This is a genomic window from Stenotrophomonas sp. 28608_Sma, from assembly GCF_056486185.1.
The window spans coordinates 869,892-886,347 of record NZ_CM151308.1; the positions used below are offsets into that span (position 1 = coordinate 869,892).

16 protein-coding genes are annotated in these 16,456 nt (G+C 67.9%); 9 read left to right on the forward strand and 7 right to left on the reverse strand.

Going from position 1 to position 16,456, the window contains the following annotated elements; all coding sequences use genetic code 11:
• The first annotated feature begins 56 nt into the window (after window positions 1–56).
• The 4 genes from ACZLHH_RS03885 to ACZLHH_RS03900 all read left to right on the forward strand — a co-directional run bounded on the left by ACZLHH_RS03885 (window position 57) and on the right by ACZLHH_RS03900 (window position 4,187).
• The gene (locus ACZLHH_RS03885; protein WP_049463522.1) at window positions 57–713 is read left to right on the forward strand and encodes a hypothetical protein; all 657 of its coding nucleotides are present in this window, start codon (window positions 57–59) and stop codon (window positions 711–713) included.
• Window positions 710–1,045 carry a transcriptional regulator gene (locus ACZLHH_RS03890; protein ID WP_012510131.1) on the forward strand — a complete coding sequence of 112 codons (336 nt, stop codon included), beginning with the start codon at window positions 710–712 and terminating at the stop codon, window positions 1,043–1,045. Before ACZLHH_RS03885 ends, ACZLHH_RS03890 begins: the two co-directional genes overlap by 4 nt.
• A gap of 1 nt (window position 1,046) precedes the next feature.
• Window positions 1,047–2,069, forward strand: a complete 1,023-nt coding sequence (locus ACZLHH_RS03895) for a M23 family metallopeptidase (protein ID WP_049463523.1) — start codon at window positions 1,047–1,049, stop codon at window positions 2,067–2,069.
• Window positions 2,070–2,447: 378 nt separating this feature from the next.
• Window positions 2,448–4,187 (forward strand): S8 family peptidase, encoded by a 1,740-nt coding sequence (locus tag ACZLHH_RS03900; RefSeq protein WP_004144921.1) that lies wholly within the window; start codon window positions 2,448–2,450, stop codon window positions 4,185–4,187.
• A gap of 120 nt (window positions 4,188–4,307) precedes the next feature.
• Here ACZLHH_RS03900 and ACZLHH_RS03905 read toward each other — a convergent pair whose 3' ends face one another.
• The 3 genes from ACZLHH_RS03905 to wrbA form a co-directional block, all read right to left on the reverse strand.
• A complete protein-coding gene (locus ACZLHH_RS03905; RefSeq protein WP_049463528.1) occupies window positions 4,308–4,793 on the reverse strand; it encodes an asparaginase domain-containing protein in 486 nt (161 codons plus the stop codon).
• A gap of 79 nt (window positions 4,794–4,872) precedes the next feature.
• Window positions 4,873–5,208 (reverse strand): DUF2069 domain-containing protein, encoded by a 336-nt coding sequence (locus ACZLHH_RS03910; protein ID WP_032130425.1) that lies wholly within the window; start codon window positions 5,206–5,208, stop codon window positions 4,873–4,875.
• The gene (wrbA, locus tag ACZLHH_RS03915) at window positions 5,205–5,798 is read right to left on the reverse strand and encodes an NAD(P)H:quinone oxidoreductase (protein ID WP_049463524.1); all 594 of its coding nucleotides are present in this window, start codon (window positions 5,796–5,798) and stop codon (window positions 5,205–5,207) included. Before wrbA ends, ACZLHH_RS03910 begins: the two co-directional genes overlap by 4 nt.
• Before the next feature lie 77 nt (window positions 5,799–5,875).
• Here wrbA and ACZLHH_RS03920 point away from each other — a divergent pair, with 77 nt between their 5' ends.
• Both ACZLHH_RS03920 and ACZLHH_RS03925 read left to right on the forward strand, forming a co-directional pair.
• Entirely contained in the window at window positions 5,876–7,150 is a 1,275-nt protein-coding gene (locus ACZLHH_RS03920) for a YihY family inner membrane protein (protein ID WP_032130426.1), read from the forward strand.
• The gene (locus ACZLHH_RS03925) at window positions 7,147–7,719 is read left to right on the forward strand and encodes a TlpA family protein disulfide reductase (protein WP_049463525.1); all 573 of its coding nucleotides are present in this window, start codon (window positions 7,147–7,149) and stop codon (window positions 7,717–7,719) included. Before ACZLHH_RS03920 ends, ACZLHH_RS03925 begins: the two co-directional genes overlap by 4 nt.
• 575 nt (window positions 7,720–8,294) lie before the next feature.
• On the opposite strand, the gene ppk2 is transcribed toward ACZLHH_RS03925, so the two are convergent.
• Genes ppk2 through hemA form a run of 4 tightly spaced genes read right to left on the reverse strand, consistent with a single transcriptional unit; the run spans window position 8,295 to window position 13,179 of the window.
• Complete coding sequence (gene ppk2 / locus ACZLHH_RS03930; RefSeq protein ID WP_049462703.1) at window positions 8,295–9,077, reverse strand: polyphosphate kinase 2; 783 nt, start codon at window positions 9,075–9,077, stop codon at window positions 8,295–8,297.
• Window positions 9,078–9,123: 46 nt separating this feature from the next.
• A complete protein-coding gene (locus tag ACZLHH_RS03935; protein ID WP_049462695.1) occupies window positions 9,124–10,830 on the reverse strand; it encodes an O-linked N-acetylglucosamine transferase, SPINDLY family protein in 1,707 nt (568 codons plus the stop codon).
• A gap of 5 nt (window positions 10,831–10,835) precedes the next feature.
• Entirely contained in the window at window positions 10,836–11,918 is a 1,083-nt protein-coding gene (prfA, locus tag ACZLHH_RS03940) for a peptide chain release factor 1 (protein ID WP_049462696.1), read from the reverse strand.
• Window positions 11,896–13,179, reverse strand: a complete 1,284-nt coding sequence (hemA, locus tag ACZLHH_RS03945; RefSeq protein WP_010481752.1) for a glutamyl-tRNA reductase — start codon at window positions 13,177–13,179, stop codon at window positions 11,896–11,898. Before hemA ends, prfA begins: the two co-directional genes overlap by 23 nt.
• Window positions 13,180–13,242: 63 nt before the next feature.
• Between hemA and ACZLHH_RS03950 the strand changes: the two genes are divergently transcribed.
• Genes ACZLHH_RS03950 through ispE form a run of 3 tightly spaced genes read left to right on the forward strand, consistent with a single transcriptional unit; the run spans window position 13,243 to window position 16,450 of the window.
• Window positions 13,243–14,928 (forward strand): tetratricopeptide repeat protein, encoded by a 1,686-nt coding sequence (locus ACZLHH_RS03950; protein WP_177179528.1) that lies wholly within the window; start codon window positions 13,243–13,245, stop codon window positions 14,926–14,928.
• Window positions 14,925–15,584, forward strand: coding sequence for a lipoprotein insertase outer membrane protein LolB (lolB, locus tag ACZLHH_RS03955; RefSeq protein WP_049462698.1), 660 nt, complete (start codon window positions 14,925–14,927; stop codon window positions 15,582–15,584). Before ACZLHH_RS03950 ends, lolB begins: the two co-directional genes overlap by 4 nt.
• Window positions 15,581–16,450, forward strand: coding sequence for a 4-(cytidine 5'-diphospho)-2-C-methyl-D-erythritol kinase (gene ispE, locus ACZLHH_RS03960; protein WP_049462699.1), 870 nt, complete (start codon window positions 15,581–15,583; stop codon window positions 16,448–16,450). Before lolB ends, ispE begins: the two co-directional genes overlap by 4 nt.
• Window positions 16,451–16,456 lie beyond the last annotated feature (6 nt).

The window sequence follows — 16,456 nt, forward strand, 5'->3', positions numbered from 1 at the left end:
GACGCAAATAGGTTTGCACTGCAAACTAAATTCAAGCGACCCCGATGGAGCGTGTCATGCAGCAGCCGTCCGTCATTGATCCTTCCTCGCGCCTGCAGGCGCTGACCCGTGAATATTCGCGGTACTCGCGAAGTGCCGGGGGCCTGTCGGCGATGGCAGGCGGCATTGCCTGCCTGGCCTCGTTCCTTGCCGGCGCGCTGCTGCCGACCACCCTGGCGCTGCGCATCGTGCTGATTGCCGTGCCGGTGCTGTGGATCGTCGGCAAGCAATGGCTGGCACGCCGTTACTACCAGCGGCTGGGACAGGTCGAGGAGCAGGTCACGCCGGTCGAGCGCAATTTCCAGCGCTTCTTCATTGCCTTCACCGCGCTGGTAAGCGTGCTGGTGATCGGCAGCGTGCTGACCCGGCTGGCGCCGATGGGCGAGCTGCCCTGGGACCTGCGCGCCATCGGTTACCTGGCCGTGGTAGCGCTGCTGCCCTGGGTGGTGTGGCGCTGGCTGCGTACACCGCTGGAGTTCATCGTGGGCGTGTTCCTGTTGTGCCAGGCCGCGCTGGCCTTCACCGGGCAAACGTATGGCTTCGGCCCGAGCACGGCGGTGTTCCCGCTGGCATCCATCGCACTGATCGTGGTCGGCTGGCGTGACCACCAGCGCTTCCACCGGCTGCAGGTAGAGATGCGCGCGTTCATGGCGGCGCGGACGAACGCCGAATGACCCAGCTGCCTGACTCCAGAGCGCTGCTCCAGCTCGACCGCTTGATCCACGAGCCGGCACGCCTGCTGATCCTGTCGATCCTGGCAGGTGCCGAATCCGCCGAGTTCGGTTTTGTCGAACATCTCAGCGGGTTGAGCAAGGGCAACCTGTCCAGCCATCTGAGCAAGCTGGAGGCTGCTGGACTGGTCGCCATCGACAAGTCGTTCCGCGGCAAGCGCCCGCTGACCACCCTGCAGTTGACGCCGATGGGCCGCACTGCCCTGGCCGAGTACCGCACACAGCTGGCGGCGATCGTTGCCGGCATTCCCGATCCGGATCGAAAGGACGCCTGACATGACATTGCTCCCGCGCCTGTTTGCAGTTCTGGTTGTTTCCTTCTCTGCCCTCATCGGCGCGGCTGCGGCTGCAGATCCGCGCCAACAGGGAGCTGCGCTGACCACGCAGTTCTACGAAGGGCACATCGACGCACTGTGGGAACGGATGACGCCGCAGATGCAGGCGGGGCTGCAGTCCCCGCAGAACCTGGTGGCGCTGCGCGAGCAGGTGCTGGCGGGCTGGGGCGCAGAAACCGAGCTGGTCAGTGAGAAGGTCGAGAAGGTTGATGGATTCGACACCTATCTGCGGCAGGCGCGCTTCGCCAGGAGCCCGGACCTGATCCAGGTGCTGTGGGCCATCGATGCCGACGGGCGGATTGGCGGCTTCTACATCCGCCCGCTACAGACCACGCCGCCGCAGGCCGCAGCGAGCGGGTTCCTCGACTACCAGACCCGCACACGGCTGCAACTGCCGTTCGACGATGAGTACTTCGTGTTCTGGGGCGGGCGTACCGTCGAACAGAACTACCATGCGGCCCATGCCGGCCAGCGCTTCGCGCTGGATCTGCTGGTGGTCCGCGATGGCCGGTCGCACCGTGGCGATGGCCTGCGCAACGATGATTACTACTGCTTCGGTCGCCCGATCCTCGCGCCCGCCGACGGCACGGTGGTGGAGGTGATCGAGGGTGTCGCCGACAACGTGCCGGGCCAGATGAATGCCGCCCAGCTCACCGGCAACCGCGTCATCCTCGACCACGGCAACGAGGAATACTCGGTGCTGGCGCACCTGCGCCAGGGCAGTGTGCGTGTGGCGCAGGGACAGGCTGTCCGCAGCGGCGCGCACCTCGGTGACTGTGGCAACAGCGGCAACTCCTCCGAGCCGCACCTGCACTACCAGCTGCAGGCCGGGCCCGTGTTCGGTGTCGGCGAAGCGCTCCCGGCACAGTTCTCCGGTTATGTGGCCGATGACCAGCCAGTTGCACGCGGCGAGCCGGTCAAAGGTCAGCGGATCCGGCCGGCGCGCCTCCCGCAGGCAAAGTAGTCAGCGCGTCCGACGCGATGGGCAGGCACGCCGCGGGCACGCTGCGCCGTCGTTGGTGTCAGCAGTGGACGCCGATGTCGGCAAAGTCATCGCAGGACACGTGATGACCCAGTCAGGTGCGTGCAGGGCAGGAGAAAGTTCCTTCACCTTCACAAACCCTCGACCCGAAAAGTCTCAGAACGAACATTTCATCTTGCTGAAAAGACGCTGAAAATCTTGTGGTGTCCGGTTTTGGTCATTAGCGTCATCTGCACGGCGGATCGTTAGGGGGATCCGCTGGCTCGCCGGACTTCGAACCTCGCCAACGCAAGCCAGCCCAGGGTTCGGGCCGGTGCTTCTGCCGATTCCGGCATTCACACCACAAGAAAGGGAAATACGATGTCCCAGGTAACGCAACCGCGTGTGCGTCGAGTGTGGGTGGTCCTTGGTGCGTCCGTTCTGTCATCGCTGCTGCTGGCCACGCCTGCGCTGGCCGGTGATGTCCAGCTCAGCGGCCTGCAGTCCGCACAGACCCACCAGCGTTTCATCGTGAAGTACCGCGACGGCAGCGCGCCGGTGGCCAACACCACCGCACTGGCCTCTTCGCTGAAGAGTGCCGCCGCCGGCCTGGCCAGCAGCCAGGGCCGCGCGCTGGGCCTGCAGCAGGTCCGCAAGCTGGCCGTCGGCCCGACCCTGGTCAAGACCGATCGTCCGCTCGACCAGGCCGAATCCGAGCAGCTGATGCGCAAGCTGGCCGCCGACCCGAACGTGGAATACGTTGAAGTCGACCAGATCATGCGTGCCACCCTGACCCCGAACGACACCCGCTTCAGCGAGCAATGGGGCTTCGGCACCTCCAATGCCGGCATCAACATCCGGCCGGCCTGGGACAAGGCCACCGGCACCGGTGTGGTCGTGGCGGTGATCGACACCGGCATCACCAACCACGCCGACCTCAATGCCAACATCCTGCCGGGCTACGACTTCATCAGTGATGCGGCGATGGCGCGCGACGGCAACGGCCGCGACAACAACCCGAACGATGAGGGCGACTGGTACGGCGACAACGAGTGCCAGGCGGGCTACCCGGGTTCGAACTCCAGCTGGCACGGTACCCACGTGGCCGGCACGGTAGCGGCGGTGACCAACAACAGCACCGGCGTGGCAGGTACTGCGTTCAACGCCAAGGTCGTGCCGGTGCGCGTGCTCGGCAAGTGCGGCGGTTACACCTCCGACATTGCCGACGCGATCGTGTGGGCGTCCGGCGGCAGCGTCAGCGGCGTGCCGGCCAATGCCAATCCGGCCGAGGTCATCAACCTCTCGCTGGGCGGCGGCGGCAGCTGCTCGACCACCTACCAGAACGCGATCAATGGCGCTGTCGGGCGTGGCACCACCGTGGTGGTCGCCGCCGGCAACAGCAACACCAACGTGTCCTCGTCGGTGCCGGCCAACTGCCCGAACGTGATCGCAGTGGCGGCCACCACCTCGGCCGGTGCACGTGCCAGCTTCTCCAACTATGGCAACGGCATCGATATCTCGGCACCGGGCCAGGGCATCCTGTCCACCCTCAACAGCGGCACCACCACCCCGGGCAGCGCCAGCTACGCTTCGTACAACGGCACCTCGATGGCAGCACCGCACGTGGCCGGCGTGGTCGCGCTGATGCAGTCCGTAGCCCCGAGCCCGCTGAGCCCGGCGCAGGTGGAGAGCATCATCAAGAGCACCGCACGTCCGCTGCCGGGCGCCTGCTCGGGCGGCTGCGGCGCAGGCATCATCGACGCCGACGCGGCCGTGGCTGCGGCGATCAACGGTGGCGGCCCGAACCCGGGTGGCAACGTGCTGCAGAACAACGTTCCGGTGACCGGCCTGGGCGCTGCCAGCGGCGCTTCGCTGAGTTACACCGTGAACGTTCCGGCCGGCAGCACCCAGCTGCGCGTGGCGATCAGTGGCGGCAGCGGTGATGCCGACCTGTACGTGCGCCAGGGCAGTGCCCCGACCGATACCGCCTACACCTGCCGCCCGTACCTGAGCGGCAACAGCGAGACCTGCACCATCAACAGTCCGGCTGCCGGCACGTGGTATGTGCGGGTGAAGGCCTACAGCACCTTCTCGGGCCTGACTCTCAACGCCCAGTACTGAGCCCAAGCCCCTCTCCATGGGCACGCCCCGGCTCCGGCCGGGGCGTTTTTGCATGGGGACGCGCGGTGATGCGAGCCGCCGCGTCGTGGTAGGTGCCGACCTTGGTCGGCACGCTGTTCCTCAGACCGATTCGAAGCGGTTCGCGGCGACGTTCTTGCGCACGTGCTGCGGGTCGAAAATCCGCCCGTTCATCGCGATGTACACGCCGCTCGGCAGCGACTGCACCGCACCGATCGCGCAGCCGATGTTGAACTCCGCATCCGAGCCGCGGAAACGCGCCGGGCTCAGCGCGCCGGTCATCACGATGGTCTTGTCCGCGATCGTCGCCAGCACCTTGCCGGTCTGCACCATCGAATCGGTGCCGTGGGTCACCAGCACGTGGCGGGTCGGCTGTGCGGCGATGGTGGCGCGGATCAGTTCGCGGTCCTCATCGTTGATGTGCAGCGAATCCTTGCGCAGGATCGGAATCACGTTGAAGCGGAACGTCACGCCCAGCTCGCGCAGGATCATGCCGATCTGGGGGTCGCCGATCTGGTAGTCCGACTTGTCGTCGAAGTAGATCTTGTCGATCGTGCCACCGGTGGTGACGACCAGGAGCTCTTCCATCATGTGCATGCGCGAAACCAGGACAGGTACAGCGGCGCGGGGCCAGGAACACAGATGATACGGCCCGGCGGCCGCAGCGTCAGCGTCGCTTGCCGAAGCGGGCGCGCAGCCCGGGGAGGCTGGCGCTGAAGATCACCAGCAGGGCCAGCGCGATCTCGATCAGCGCCAGCCAGCGTGTTTCCGGGTGGCTCCAGGCACTCATCACCCCGTGGCTGAACCAGCCCAGGGCCAGCACCGAGGCCCAGAAACCGGCCTTGCGCCAGCCCAGTCGCAGGGCAACGGCCAACGCCAGCGGCGGCGCGGTGAACACCAGCTGGGTGGCCAGCCAGTGTTTGTCATTGATGAACCAGCCGGCGAACAGCGCGGCCAGCCCCATCAGGGCCAGCAGCAGGACCGTGCGCGGCGCCGCGCTCATCGGGCCAACCGCTGTGCGATGTCGGCCACCCGGCGGCCCAGCGCGCGCGCCAGCACGGCTTCATCGTCGGTCGGCTGCGGGTCGTCGGCTGCACCGGCCACATGGCTGGCGCCATACGGCGTGCCGCCACTGGTGGTGTGGCTCAGCGCCGGCTCGGTGAACGGGATGCCGACGATCACGCAGCCATGGTGCAGCAGCGGCACCTGCATCGACAGCAGGGTCGATTCCTGGCCGCCATGCATCGAGGCGGTGGAGGTGAACACGGCGGCCGGCTTGCCGGAGAGGGTGCCGTTGACCCATTCGGCGCCCAGCCCGTCCAGGAAGTGCTTGACCGGCGCCGCCATGTTGCCGAAGCGGGTCGGGCTGCCGAGCAGCAGACCCTGGCATTCGACCAGGTCCTGCACGCTCACGTAGGGGGCACCATCGTCGGGGACCGGCGGCTGTGCGGTCTGGGTCACGGCGGCCACCGGCGGCACTGTGCGCAGGCGCGCGGTCATGCCCGGCACTTCGCCGATGCCCCGCGCGATCTGGCGCGCCAGCCGTGCCACTGAACCGCCCCGGCTGTAGTACAGCACCAGAATCTCGCCCATCGTGCCCGCTTCTCCTCGTCGTGTGGCCACCAGTATGGCTATCCTGCGAGCATTCCGCATCGGGTACCCTTTCGCCGATGGAACCTTTGGATACGCTCAACCTGTGGATGGAGCGCGCGCGGGATCGCGCACGGGCCATCAGTTTCGGCCGCTTCCTGTGGCATCGCTTCCTCGACGACCGCCTGTTCCAGGCGGCGGCGGCGCTCGCGTACACCACGGTGTTCGCGCTGGTGCCGCTGGCCATCGTGGTGTTCGGCGTGCTCTCGGCCTTCCCTGTCTTCGACCGCTGGAGCGACCAGCTCAGCGATTACGTCTTCTCCAACTTCGTGCCCAACGCCGCGCGTGCGGCCGAAGGCTACCTGCGGCAGTTCTCGGCCAGTGCCGGGCAGCTCACGGCTGCCGGCTTCATCGCACTGGTGGTCTCGTTGCTGATCACCCTCAACAGCGTTGAAGAGACCTTCAACCAGATCTGGCGGGTCGGCTCGACCCGGCCCAAGCTGACCCGCTTCCTGGTCTACTGGACCGTGCTGACCCTGGGCGCAATGCTCGCTGCCGCTTCGCTGGCGGTGTCGGCGCGGGTGTTCGCGATGCCACTGTTCGGCACCCAGGAGGGCCGCTGGCTGGCCGAGTTCGCGCTGCGGCTGGCGCCGATCCTGATCGAGTTCGTCTGCATCACGCTGATGTTCCGGGTGGTGCCGCACCACACCGTGAAATGGCGGCACGCGGTGCCCGGCGCGATTCTCGCGGCGGTCATCCTGGAACTGGTGAAATGGGGCATCGGCGCCTACCTGGGCAGCTTCCAGTCCTACCAGAAGCTCTACGGCACGGTCGCCTTCGTGCCGATCCTGCTGCTGTGGATCTACCTATGCTGGGTGGCGGTGCTGCTGGGCGCGTCGCTGTCCTCGTCGATGGCCGCCTTCCGCTACCAGCCGGTGGAACTGCGCCTGCCGCAGGGCTACGAGTTCTATGGCCTGCTGCGCCTGCTCGGCCGCTTCCACCATGCCCGAGCCAAGGGCAAGGGCCTGGCCGATGATGAAATCCTGCGGCTGGAGCCGATGCTGACCGATTCGCTGCTGCAGGACCTGGCCTGTAACCTGCAGGAGATCGGCCTGCTGCGCCGCGATGAACGTGGCGAATGGCTGCTCTCGCGCGACCTGGACCAGGTCAGCTTGGCCGATCTGTACGAATGTACCCAGTTGCGCATTCCGGTAGCCGAGCAGCATCTGCCATACCGCGACGACACACTGGGCCGTGCTGCGCTGGCGGCACTGGACGATCTGCGGCTGCCCCTGCGCGAACGCCTCAAGCGCAAGGTCAGCGATATCTACACCGATTCCGGAGACATGCCATGACCCGCAAGACCCCGTTGCTGCTGCTTCCGCTGGCCCTGCTGCTGGCGCTGTCGGCCTGCAAGCCGGCGCAGGAGCCGACCCCCGCCAGCAGCCAGCCGCCGGCACAGGCTCCGACGCCGACCACACCGGCACCGGTCGAAGAGACCCCGGCCGAGCGCACCACTGCCGAGTTCCCCACGCTGAGGATGAAGGCGGTGGATGGCAGCGACTACGACCTGGCGGCGCACCGCGGCAAGTGGGTGATCGTGAATTTCTGGGCGACCTGGTGTGCCCCGTGCCGCAAGGAGATGCCGGAGCTGTCGGCGCTGCATGCGATGCGCAGCAACATCGAGGTGGTTGGCCTGGCCTATGAGGATATTGAGGTGCCGGAGATGCAGTCGTTCCTGACCAAGCATCCGGTGACCTATCCGATCGTGATCGTGGACCCGTTCGATCCGCCGGCGGACTTCGCCACGCCGCGAGGCCTGCCGTTGACGCATCTGCTGGATCCGCAGGGCAAGCTGGCGCACACCTTCCTCGGCCCGGTGACGGCCGCCGACATCGAAAAGCAGATCGCTGCTGCCAAGTAATGGGGTTGGGCGGCAGGGCCTGCGGCCCTGCACCCGCGGTAGTGCCGGCCGCTGGCCGGCAACCCCAGCAACAGCAAAAGCAACAGCCCAAGCGGGGTTTCCTGTGGGTAGGCGGGGTGGGTCCGGTGGCGGGGGGCGCTGCAAGTACGTCCATGTAAGCTCGGTCGCCGCATCCATGCGGCTCACGCCCCCGCCACCGGACCCACCCCGCCTTCGACAGTTCTCCGCGATCTGTCGGAATGCATGGCCTGCTCTTGGTGGGTGTCGACCTTGGTCGACACGTAGATCCACGCCATGCGTGGATGCTCTTCGTTCAATTGTCGAAATAATCGATTTCAATGGAGATTCATCCACGCATGGCGTGGATCTACCTCCGTCACCGGAAATCCGTCGGGAATGGGGCGGTGTGGGTTGGCAGGACCGTTGGCGCCATGGATGGCGCCATCGAGCCCCCATGGATGGGTTTACGGCGTGTCCTGCCAACCCACACCACCCCAGCCAACAAGCAAAACTCCCAGAGCCGGCTGTTGTCGTTGCCTCTGCAGGTGCAGGGCCGCAGGCCCTGCCGACCCACCCTAATCCTCGACCGGGAAGTCCTCGATCGGCTTCAGCACATCATAGTGCTCGCGATGCAGCTTGCCCTTCAGCTTCGGCAGCTCCGGCAACGGTGCATCCACCCGCGTGTCCGGCAACCGGTCCAGCAGGTTGCGCACCAGCGTCAGCCGACCCAACCGCTGGTCGTTGAAATCCACCAGCGTCCACGGCGCCGCCTCGCGATGCGTCGCGCGCAGCATCGCCTCGCGGGCCTCGGTGTAGGCGCTGTACTTGCTGCGGGATTTCAGGTCCACCGGGGAGAGCTTCCAGCCCTTCAGCGGATCGAGGTGGCGCTCGGCGAAGCGTTTTTCCTGCTGTTCCTGATCCACGCACAGCCAGTACTTGAACAGCAGGATGCCGTCGTCCACCAGCAGTTGCTCGAATACCGGCGCCTGATGCAGGAACTGCTGGTACTCGGTTTCGCTGCAGTAGCCCATCACCCGCTCCACGCCGGCACGGTTGTACCAGCTGCGGTCCATCAGCACGATCTCGCCGGCGGCCGGAAGATGCGAGGCATAGCGCTGGAAATACCACTGGGTGGCTTCGCGGTCGGTGGGCCTGGGCAGTGCCACCACCCGGCATTGACGCGGGTTGAGGTGCTGGCTGATGGCCTGGATCGCGCCGCCTTTGCCTGCGGTATCACGGCCTTCGAACAGCACCAGCAGGCGTTGCCCGCTGTGCTGCACCCAGCGCGCCATCGCGGTCAGTTCCAGCTGCAGCGGCAGCAGCAGTTCGTCGTAGTCCTTGCGCTTGAGCTTGGCCATCATCACACCACGCGGGGAGGGAGCCCGAGCGTAGCGCAGGGATCGCTCAGGCGATGTCGAGGCCCTGCCAGCCATGCTCGCCGGCCAGTCGCTGCAGCAGCGCCGACAGGTCGCGGGCGAAGCTGGCCATGTCGAACAATCCACTGCGCTCGCGTGCCTGCGCCAGCTCGGCGTGCAACGCTGCCAGTGCTGCCGGGTCGTTGCCCAGCGCGCTGGCGGTGGCGATGAATGCCGCATCGTCGGCGACATTCATCCGTGCCAGCCCCAGATGGTGATTGAGGCTGCCGGCCACGCGCGCGGCGAAGGTGTCGCCGGGGCAGGTCAGCACCGGGCAGCCGGCCCATAGTGCGTCGGACGCGGTGGTGTGCGCGTTGTACGGATGCGTGTCGAGGAACAGGTCGGCCAGCGGATAGCGAGCCAGGTACTGCGGATGTGGCAGCTTGGCCATGAACACCAGGCGTGCCGGATCCAGGCCAGCGGCCTGTGCGGCGCTGCGCAGGCGCGCGTCGGCCTGGCCGGGACCGGACAGCAGCCACAGCACGCTGCCGGGCACCGCCTGCAGCACCGCGAAGGCGCGGCCCATGCTGCGTGGATTGAGCTTGTAGCTGTTGTTGAAGCAGCAGAACACCACGCCCTGTTCGGGCAGGCCGCACTCGGCCCGGGACGGTGCCAGTTCCAGCAAGCGGGTGTTGTCCGAGGGCTGGAACGCACGCGGCAGGCGCAGTACGCGCTCGCTGTAGTGGGGTTCCAGTGACGGCGGCAGAACGAAGCTGTCGCCGATCACCGCATCCATCCACGGCGCACCGGACGTGCCGGGATAGGCCAGCCAGTTCAACTGCAGCGGGGCAGGGCGCATCGCCAGCACTTCCGGCGTACCGCCGCCGCCCCAGCCGCGCAGGTCGAACAGCAGGTCGATGCCCTGTGCGCGGATGCGTGCAGCAGTGTCTGCATGGCGCAGCGCGGCCACATCATGCAGCTGCGTGGCCACCTGCAGGCGCTGGCGGATGCGGCTGCCGTCATCGTGGTTCAACGCGAACAGGTGCAGCTGCAACGCCGGGTCATGACGCAACTGCTCGAACAGGGCCACGGTCAACAATCCGGTGGGATGGGCGCCGAAACCATTGGAAAGGAAGCCGACCCGCAGCGGGCCCTGGGAACGCACCTTCACTGGCGGCAACGGCCGCACAGAAGCGGCAACGGCGGATGCACGGGCACGCGCGCAGGCCAACTGCTCGGCTGCGCTGGCATCTTCGCTGAGGAACGCGAACGGTTCGACCACGCCCTGCCCAGAGGCAAGTGCACCACGTACCTGTGCCGCCAGCACGTCCACGTCCTGCCAGTCGCACAGGCGACGCTGCCAGGCCAGGCGCTGGGCGGCGATATAGGGTTCGCCCGGCATCAGTGCATGCGCACGGCGATAGGCTGCCGCCGCGCCTTCGGCATCATCGGCATCTTCCAGCGCATGGCCCAGCCACAGGGCAATGCCCGGGTGCTGCGGGGCCAACGCCGAGGCCTGGCCGAGCAGTTTCGCCGCATCGGCATGCGCGCCGGCCATCCAGGCCACGCGGCCCAGCCGCGCCAGCGCTTCAGGGTGGTTCGGGCGCAGCTGCAGTGCACGGCGCGCGGCCTGCTCGCCGGCGGCTATGTCGCCGGCTTCCAGTTCCAGGTCCGCCAGCATCACCCAGGCGACGAAGTCGCCCGGCTGGCGTGCAATCGCCTGTTGCAGGTGCTGCCGCTGCTGCCAGGCCGACATGCGACTCAGCCCGCCGACAACTGGGCCAGGGCGTCGACCTGGTGCTCGTGGCTGAGCCGCTGCAGCAGCGGGTCGAGGTCGCCGGCCAGCACGTTGGGCAGGTCGTACAGGGTCAGGCCTTCCACGCGGTGGTCGGTGATCCGGCCCTGCGGGAAGTTGTAGGTGCGGATGCGTTGGCTGCGGTCACCGCTGCCCACCTGCAGGCGCCGCGACTCGGCCTGCGCCGCGTCCTGGCGCTGGCGCTCGGCATCGAGCAGCTGTGCCTTCAGGCGCTTCATCGCCTTGTCGCGGTTGGCGTGCTGGCTGCGCTCGGTCTGGCATTCCACCACCACGCCGGTCGGCACGTGGGTGATGCGGATGGCCGATTCGGTCTTGTTGACGTGCTGGCCGCCGGCACCGGACGAACGAAACGTATCCACCTTCAGGTCGGCCGGGTTGATGACGATGTCATCAACCTCATCGGCCTCGGGAATGATCGCCACGGTGGCCGCCGAGGTATGGATGCGGCCCTGCGATTCGGTGGCCGGCACGCGCTGCACGCGGTGCGTGCCCGATTCGAACTTCAGGCGCGAGAACGCGCCACGCCCGACCACGCGCGCCACCACTTCCTTGAAGCCGCCATGCTCGCCCGGGCTGTCCGATTCGATCTCGACCTTCCAGCCCTGGCGCTCGGCGTAGCGGGCGTACATGCGGAACAGGTCGCCAGCAAAGATCGCGGCCTCGTCGCCGCCGGTACCGGCGCGCACTTCCAGGAACAGGTTGCCTTCGTCACGCGGGTCGCGCGGCACCAGCAGCAGCGCCAGCTCCTGCTCCAGTTCCTGCAGGCGCGCCTGTGCAGCAGCGATTTCCTCATCGGCCAGCTCGCGCAGGTCCGGGTCGGCGCGCATGCCTTCGGCGGCGGCCAGATCGGCCTTGGCACGGGCTTCATCGGCCAGGGCGATGGCGATCGGTTCAAGTTGGGCGAATTCGCGCGAAAGGTCGCGGAAACGAGTGTTGTCGGCGACCACATCGGGTTCGGCGAGCAGGCGTTCCAGTTCTTCGCGGCGCTCGGCCAGCGCTTCCAGCTTACGGCGCAGGGTCGGCGTCATCGGGTCTCACGGGTGGGTGGCGGTAACCCGGCGTGGCCGGGAACAGGCGCTCGGCGGCGCGGGTCAGGTCGGCATCGCCACTCAGCGCGGCCGCACGCAGGGCGGCGGTCGGCGGATGCAGCAGGCGGTTGGTCAGGCCGTGGGCAAGCAGCTCCAGCACTTCGTCGGCCGGCTTGCCGTTGGCCAGTTGCTGGCGTGCGCGCTCCAGCAGCTCGGCACGGGTGGCTTCGCCGAACGCGCGCAGCTGTCGCAGCGGCGCCTGGTGGGCACTGGCCTGCTGGGTCTCGACGAAGCGCGACACCTGAAGGTCGATGATCGCTTCGGCCTCGGCGGCCGCTTCGCGGCGACCACGGCGGTTGTCTTCCACCGCGCGTTCGAGATCGTCCACGGTGTAGAGGAAGGCGTCGTTGAGCGTGCCGACCTCGGCCTCGATGTCGCGCGGTACGGCCAGGTCGAACAGCAGCATCGGCTTGTGCCGGCGCGCGCGCAGGGCCTTGGCCACCATTTCGCGATGGATCACCGGTTCGCGCGCAGCGGTGGCCGAGAACACCACGTCGGCCTCACCCAGGTGGCGGTCCAGTTCGGTCAGCGGCAGCGCCACGCCACCATGTCGGCTGGCCAGTTCCTGCGCGTGGGCGAGGGTGCGGTTGGCGATCAGCAGCCGGCGTACCTTGCCTTCGCTCAGGTGCCGTGCAGCCAGTTCGATGGTCTCGCCGGCACCGACCAGCAGTACGGTGGAATCGTCCAGCCGCGCGAACGCGTTCTGCGCCAGGCGCACCGCAGCCGACGCCACCGATACCGGGTTGGCGCCGACCTGGGTATCGGTGCGCGCACGCTTGGCCACCGAGAAGGTCTGCTGGAACAGGCGGTCCAGGCGTTGGCCGAGCAGGCCATGGTCGCGCGCGGTCGACCAGGCATCCTTCACCTGGCCGAGGATCTGCGGTTCACCCAGCACCATCGAGTCCAGCCCGGTGGCGACCCGGAACAGGTGGCGCACGGCCTCGGCGTCAGCGTGCTGGTACAGGTAGCCCTGCAGGTCGCCGGCCTGGGTGTGCAGCCACTGGTCCAGCGCCTGTGCCGAATCGGCCACGGCGTACAGCTCGGTGCGGTTGCAGGTGGACAGCAGCACCGCCTCGGCGATCTGCGGAGTATCGCGCAGCGAACCGAGCGCGCGCGGCAACGCCTCACCGGCGAAGGCCGCGCGCTCGCGCAGCTCCACCGGTGCGGTCTGGTGATTCAGTCCGAGCACCCACAGGGTCATTGTTCAGTTGCTTGCGATAAGCTGCTGGCCATTGGACGACATTTTAAGGCCCCGATGCCGACGATGCCCGCATTGATTCGCATCCCCAGTGTTCTGCTGCTGTCCCTGGCCTGCAGCCAGGCCCTGGCGGCGGTGCCGGCCAAGGCCCCCGTGCGGGCTGCGGCCACTGAGGAACTGGCGCTGGAACCGGTGATGGCCGGTGAGTTCGCCCTGCAGGCCGGCAAGCTGGCCGAGGCCGCGCGCTGGTACCTGCAGGCGGCCCAGCAGACCGACGGCGACGCCGGCCTGGCCGAGCGCGCGACCCGCATTTCCATGCTCGCCAACGATGATGCCAGCGCCGCCAAGGGCCTGGCCCTGTGGCAGCAGCGCGCCCCGCGTTCGTTGACCATGCGCAGTGCGGCCGGTGCACTGGCCATGCGCCAGGGCGATGTGAAGGCGGCCCGCACCGAACTGCAGGGCCTGCTGGCCGACCCCGACGAGCGCGGCTGGAAGTTCGCCCTGGCCGCACTGATCGGTGGCGGCCGTGATCCGGCGGTGCCCGCGCAGGTGCTGGGTGAGCTGGTCGACGCCAATGCCATTCCGCCGAAGATCGAAGCCTGGCAGGAGTTTGGCCGCCTTGCCCTGCGCATGGAAAAGCCCGAGCTGGCCCGGCGCATGATCGATGAAGTGGTCAAGCGCTTCCCGGAAGAGCCACGTGTGGCGCTGCTGCGTGCCAGCCAGCTGCAACAGGCGGGCGAGACCGGCAAGGCGTTGTCGCTGCTGCACGATGTGGAGCCGAAGACCCGCCAGGACCCGGAGCTGCGCAATGCGGTGGCCATTGCCTATGACAGTCTCGGCCAGCCGTCCGCCGCCGAGCGCGTGCTGGCGTTCGGCCCGCAGGACGTGCAGACCTGGGGCATGCGCGCCTCGCTGCTGGCCAAGCAGGGCGACAAGGCCGCGCTTTCCAATCTCTACAACGAACTGTCGCGGCAGGCGGCCAAGCCGGACCCGGCGCAGCGCCTGCTGCTGGGCAAGATCGCCGAGTACCTGAAGCGTTATCCCGAGGCGGTGCAGTGGTACCACAGCGTGCCCGGTGGCGATGAGCTGAGCGAAGCGCGCCTGCGCGCAGCCAATGCCCAGGCCCTGGCCGGGCGCCTGCCGCTGGCGCTGGAAGAAGTGCATGCGATCCAGTCCGATGCTGTGGTCGACGACGATGTGCGCCGCGACGCCTACCTGCTGGAAGCCGAACTGCGCCAGCGCGCCGACGACAGCGCCGGTGAACTGGATGCGCTGGCCCGCGGCCTGGCCGCTTACCCGGATGACAACGGCCTGCTGTACGCCCGTGCGCTCACCTGGGAACGCCGCGACGACATCCCGCGCGCCGAGGCGGATCTGCGCAAGATCCTGGTGACCGAGCCGGAGAACGTGCCGGCTTTGAACGCGCTGGGTTACACCCTGGCCGATCGCACCGGCCGCCTGCAGGAAGCACTGGAGCTGATCGACCGCGCCCGCGTGGCCGAACCGGACAACGCCGCCATCGTCGACAGCTACGGCTGGGTGCTGTATCGCCTGGGCCGCAAGGAAGAGGCACTGGTGCAGCTGCGCCGGGCCTGGACCCTGGCCAAGGACCCGGAGATCGCTTCGCACGTTGGCGAAGTGCTATGGGTGCTGGGCAAGCACGATGAGGCCCGTCATTTCTTCGAGGAAGCGGCCAGGCTCGACCCTGAAAACCGCGCGCTGCTGCGCGCCCGCGAGAAATTCAATCCATGAGTGTTTCCCTGATCCGGCCGCTGCTGTTGGCGGCCGCGACCCTGGCGGTCAGCGCCTGCACCAGCGTGGGCACGCAGAAGATCCCGGCGCCGGCGGTGGTCGAGATCGTTTCGGCCGAAGCGGCGCAGGCCGAGGCCGCACGCGTGGCCGCGCTGCAGGCACAGCCGGACTGGGCCTTCCAGGGCCGGGTCGCGGTCAGCAAGGGCAAGGACGGTGGCAGCGGTCGCATCGACTGGAAGCAGGAAGGGCGCCGTTATGTGGTCGAGCTGAGCGCGCCGGTGACCCGGCAGAGCTGGAAGCTGACCGGCGATACCCATTCCGAAGCTGGCCGCCTGGAAGGGCTGGCCGGCGGTCCGCGCGATGGCGAGGACGCCCAGCAGCTGCTGCTGGAGGCGACCGGCTGGGACATTCCGGTCAACCAGCTGCCGGAGTGGATCCGTGGCCTGGTGGTCGGCGACGCCGCTGGCCCGGAAAAGGTCGAGCGCGACGGTGAAGGCCGGCCGCGTCGCATGCAGCAGATGGGCTGGCAGGTGCAGTACCTGGACTGGTACCCGGCCGAGGCCGGGCACCAGGCGTTGCCGCGCCGGATCGAAGCCAGCAATGGCGACGCCAAGGTACGCCTGCTGGTGGACCAGTGGGGGCAGGGCGCGCCATGAGCGGGGCAGTCGACGACGCGGGCTGGTCCTGGTGGCCGGCCCCGGCCAAGCTGAACCTGTTCCTGCACATCACCGGCCGCCGCGCCGACGGTTATCACGAGCTGCAGACCGTGTTCCGGCTGCTGGACTGGGGCGACCGCATCGGCCTGCGCCTGCGTGAAGACGGCCAGGTGCGCCGGCAGGGCGAGGGGCTGGCTGGCGTGGCCGAGGCCGATGATCTGGCGGTGCGTGCCGCGCGATTGCTCAAAGAAGTGGCAAATGTCGCGCAAGGTGCTGACATCGTCGTTGAAAAGCATGTATCTGCCGGTGGTGGCTTCGGCGGCGGTTCGTCCGATGCCGCCACCGTGCTGGTGGTGCTGAACCGCCTGTGGCGGGCCGGTCTGGACGAGGACGCGCTTGCCGCGCTGGGCCTGCGCCTGGGGGCGGACGTGCCGGTGTTCGTGCGCGGGCGCAATGCCTGGGCCGAAGGGGTGGGCGAGCGCCTGCAGCCGATCGCGCTGGAACCGGCCTGGTATGTGGTGGTTGAACCGGGCGTTCATGTTCCCACCCCGGCCCTGTTCGCAGACCCGGATTTGACGCGCGACAGCCCAGTGGCGAAAATAGAGGACTTCGCTTCCGGAACCCTGGTCGGGAACGCGTTCGAACCGGTGCTGCGCCGCCGTGAGCCTGCCGTCGAGGCAGCGTTCGCCGCGTTGAGCGATATCGGCACGGCGCGGCTGACCGGTTCGGGAAGTGGTTGTTTCGTCGAGTTCGCATCGCAGTCTGCCGCAGAGCAGGGACGGTCGAAGTTGCCGAAGGAGTTGCGGGCAAGGGTGGCAGCGGGCGTTGCGCGTTCGCCACTGCTGGATGCACTCGAGCAACACTGATTTATC

What these genes read in the sequence shown, in the direction of transcription:
- ACZLHH_RS03885 (WP_049463522.1), top strand. Translation starts at nt 57, where the DNA reads ATGCAGCAGCCGTCCGTCATTGATCCTTCCTCGCGCCTGCAGGCGCTG.
- ACZLHH_RS03890 (WP_012510131.1), top strand. Translation starts at nt 710, where the DNA reads ATGACCCAGCTGCCTGACTCCAGAGCGCTGCTCCAGCTCGACCGCTTG.
- ACZLHH_RS03895 (WP_049463523.1), top strand. Translation starts at nt 1,047, where the DNA reads ATGACATTGCTCCCGCGCCTGTTTGCAGTTCTGGTTGTTTCCTTCTCT.
- ACZLHH_RS03900 (WP_004144921.1), top strand. Translation starts at nt 2,448, where the DNA reads ATGTCCCAGGTAACGCAACCGCGTGTGCGTCGAGTGTGGGTGGTCCTT.
- ACZLHH_RS03905 (WP_049463528.1), bottom strand. Translation starts at nt 4,793, where the DNA reads ATGGAAGAGCTCCTGGTCGTCACCACCGGTGGCACGATCGACAAGATC.
- ACZLHH_RS03910 (WP_032130425.1), bottom strand. Translation starts at nt 5,208, where the DNA reads ATGAGCGCGGCGCCGCGCACGGTCCTGCTGCTGGCCCTGATGGGGCTG.
- wrbA (WP_049463524.1), bottom strand. Translation starts at nt 5,798, where the DNA reads ATGGGCGAGATTCTGGTGCTGTACTACAGCCGGGGCGGTTCAGTGGCA.
- ACZLHH_RS03920 (WP_032130426.1), top strand. Translation starts at nt 5,876, where the DNA reads ATGGAACCTTTGGATACGCTCAACCTGTGGATGGAGCGCGCGCGGGAT.
- ACZLHH_RS03925 (WP_049463525.1), top strand. Translation starts at nt 7,147, where the DNA reads ATGACCCGCAAGACCCCGTTGCTGCTGCTTCCGCTGGCCCTGCTGCTG.
- ppk2 (WP_049462703.1), bottom strand. Translation starts at nt 9,077, where the DNA reads ATGGCCAAGCTCAAGCGCAAGGACTACGACGAACTGCTGCTGCCGCTG.
- ACZLHH_RS03935 (WP_049462695.1), bottom strand. Translation starts at nt 10,830, where the DNA reads ATGTCGGCCTGGCAGCAGCGGCAGCACCTGCAACAGGCGATTGCACGC.
- prfA (WP_049462696.1), bottom strand. Translation starts at nt 11,918, where the DNA reads ATGACGCCGACCCTGCGCCGTAAGCTGGAAGCGCTGGCCGAGCGCCGC.
- hemA (WP_010481752.1), bottom strand. Translation starts at nt 13,179, where the DNA reads ATGACCCTGTGGGTGCTCGGACTGAATCACCAGACCGCACCGGTGGAG.
- ACZLHH_RS03950 (WP_177179528.1), top strand. Translation starts at nt 13,243, where the DNA reads ATGCCCGCATTGATTCGCATCCCCAGTGTTCTGCTGCTGTCCCTGGCC.
- lolB (WP_049462698.1), top strand. Translation starts at nt 14,925, where the DNA reads ATGAGTGTTTCCCTGATCCGGCCGCTGCTGTTGGCGGCCGCGACCCTG.
- ispE (WP_049462699.1), top strand. Translation starts at nt 15,581, where the DNA reads ATGAGCGGGGCAGTCGACGACGCGGGCTGGTCCTGGTGGCCGGCCCCG.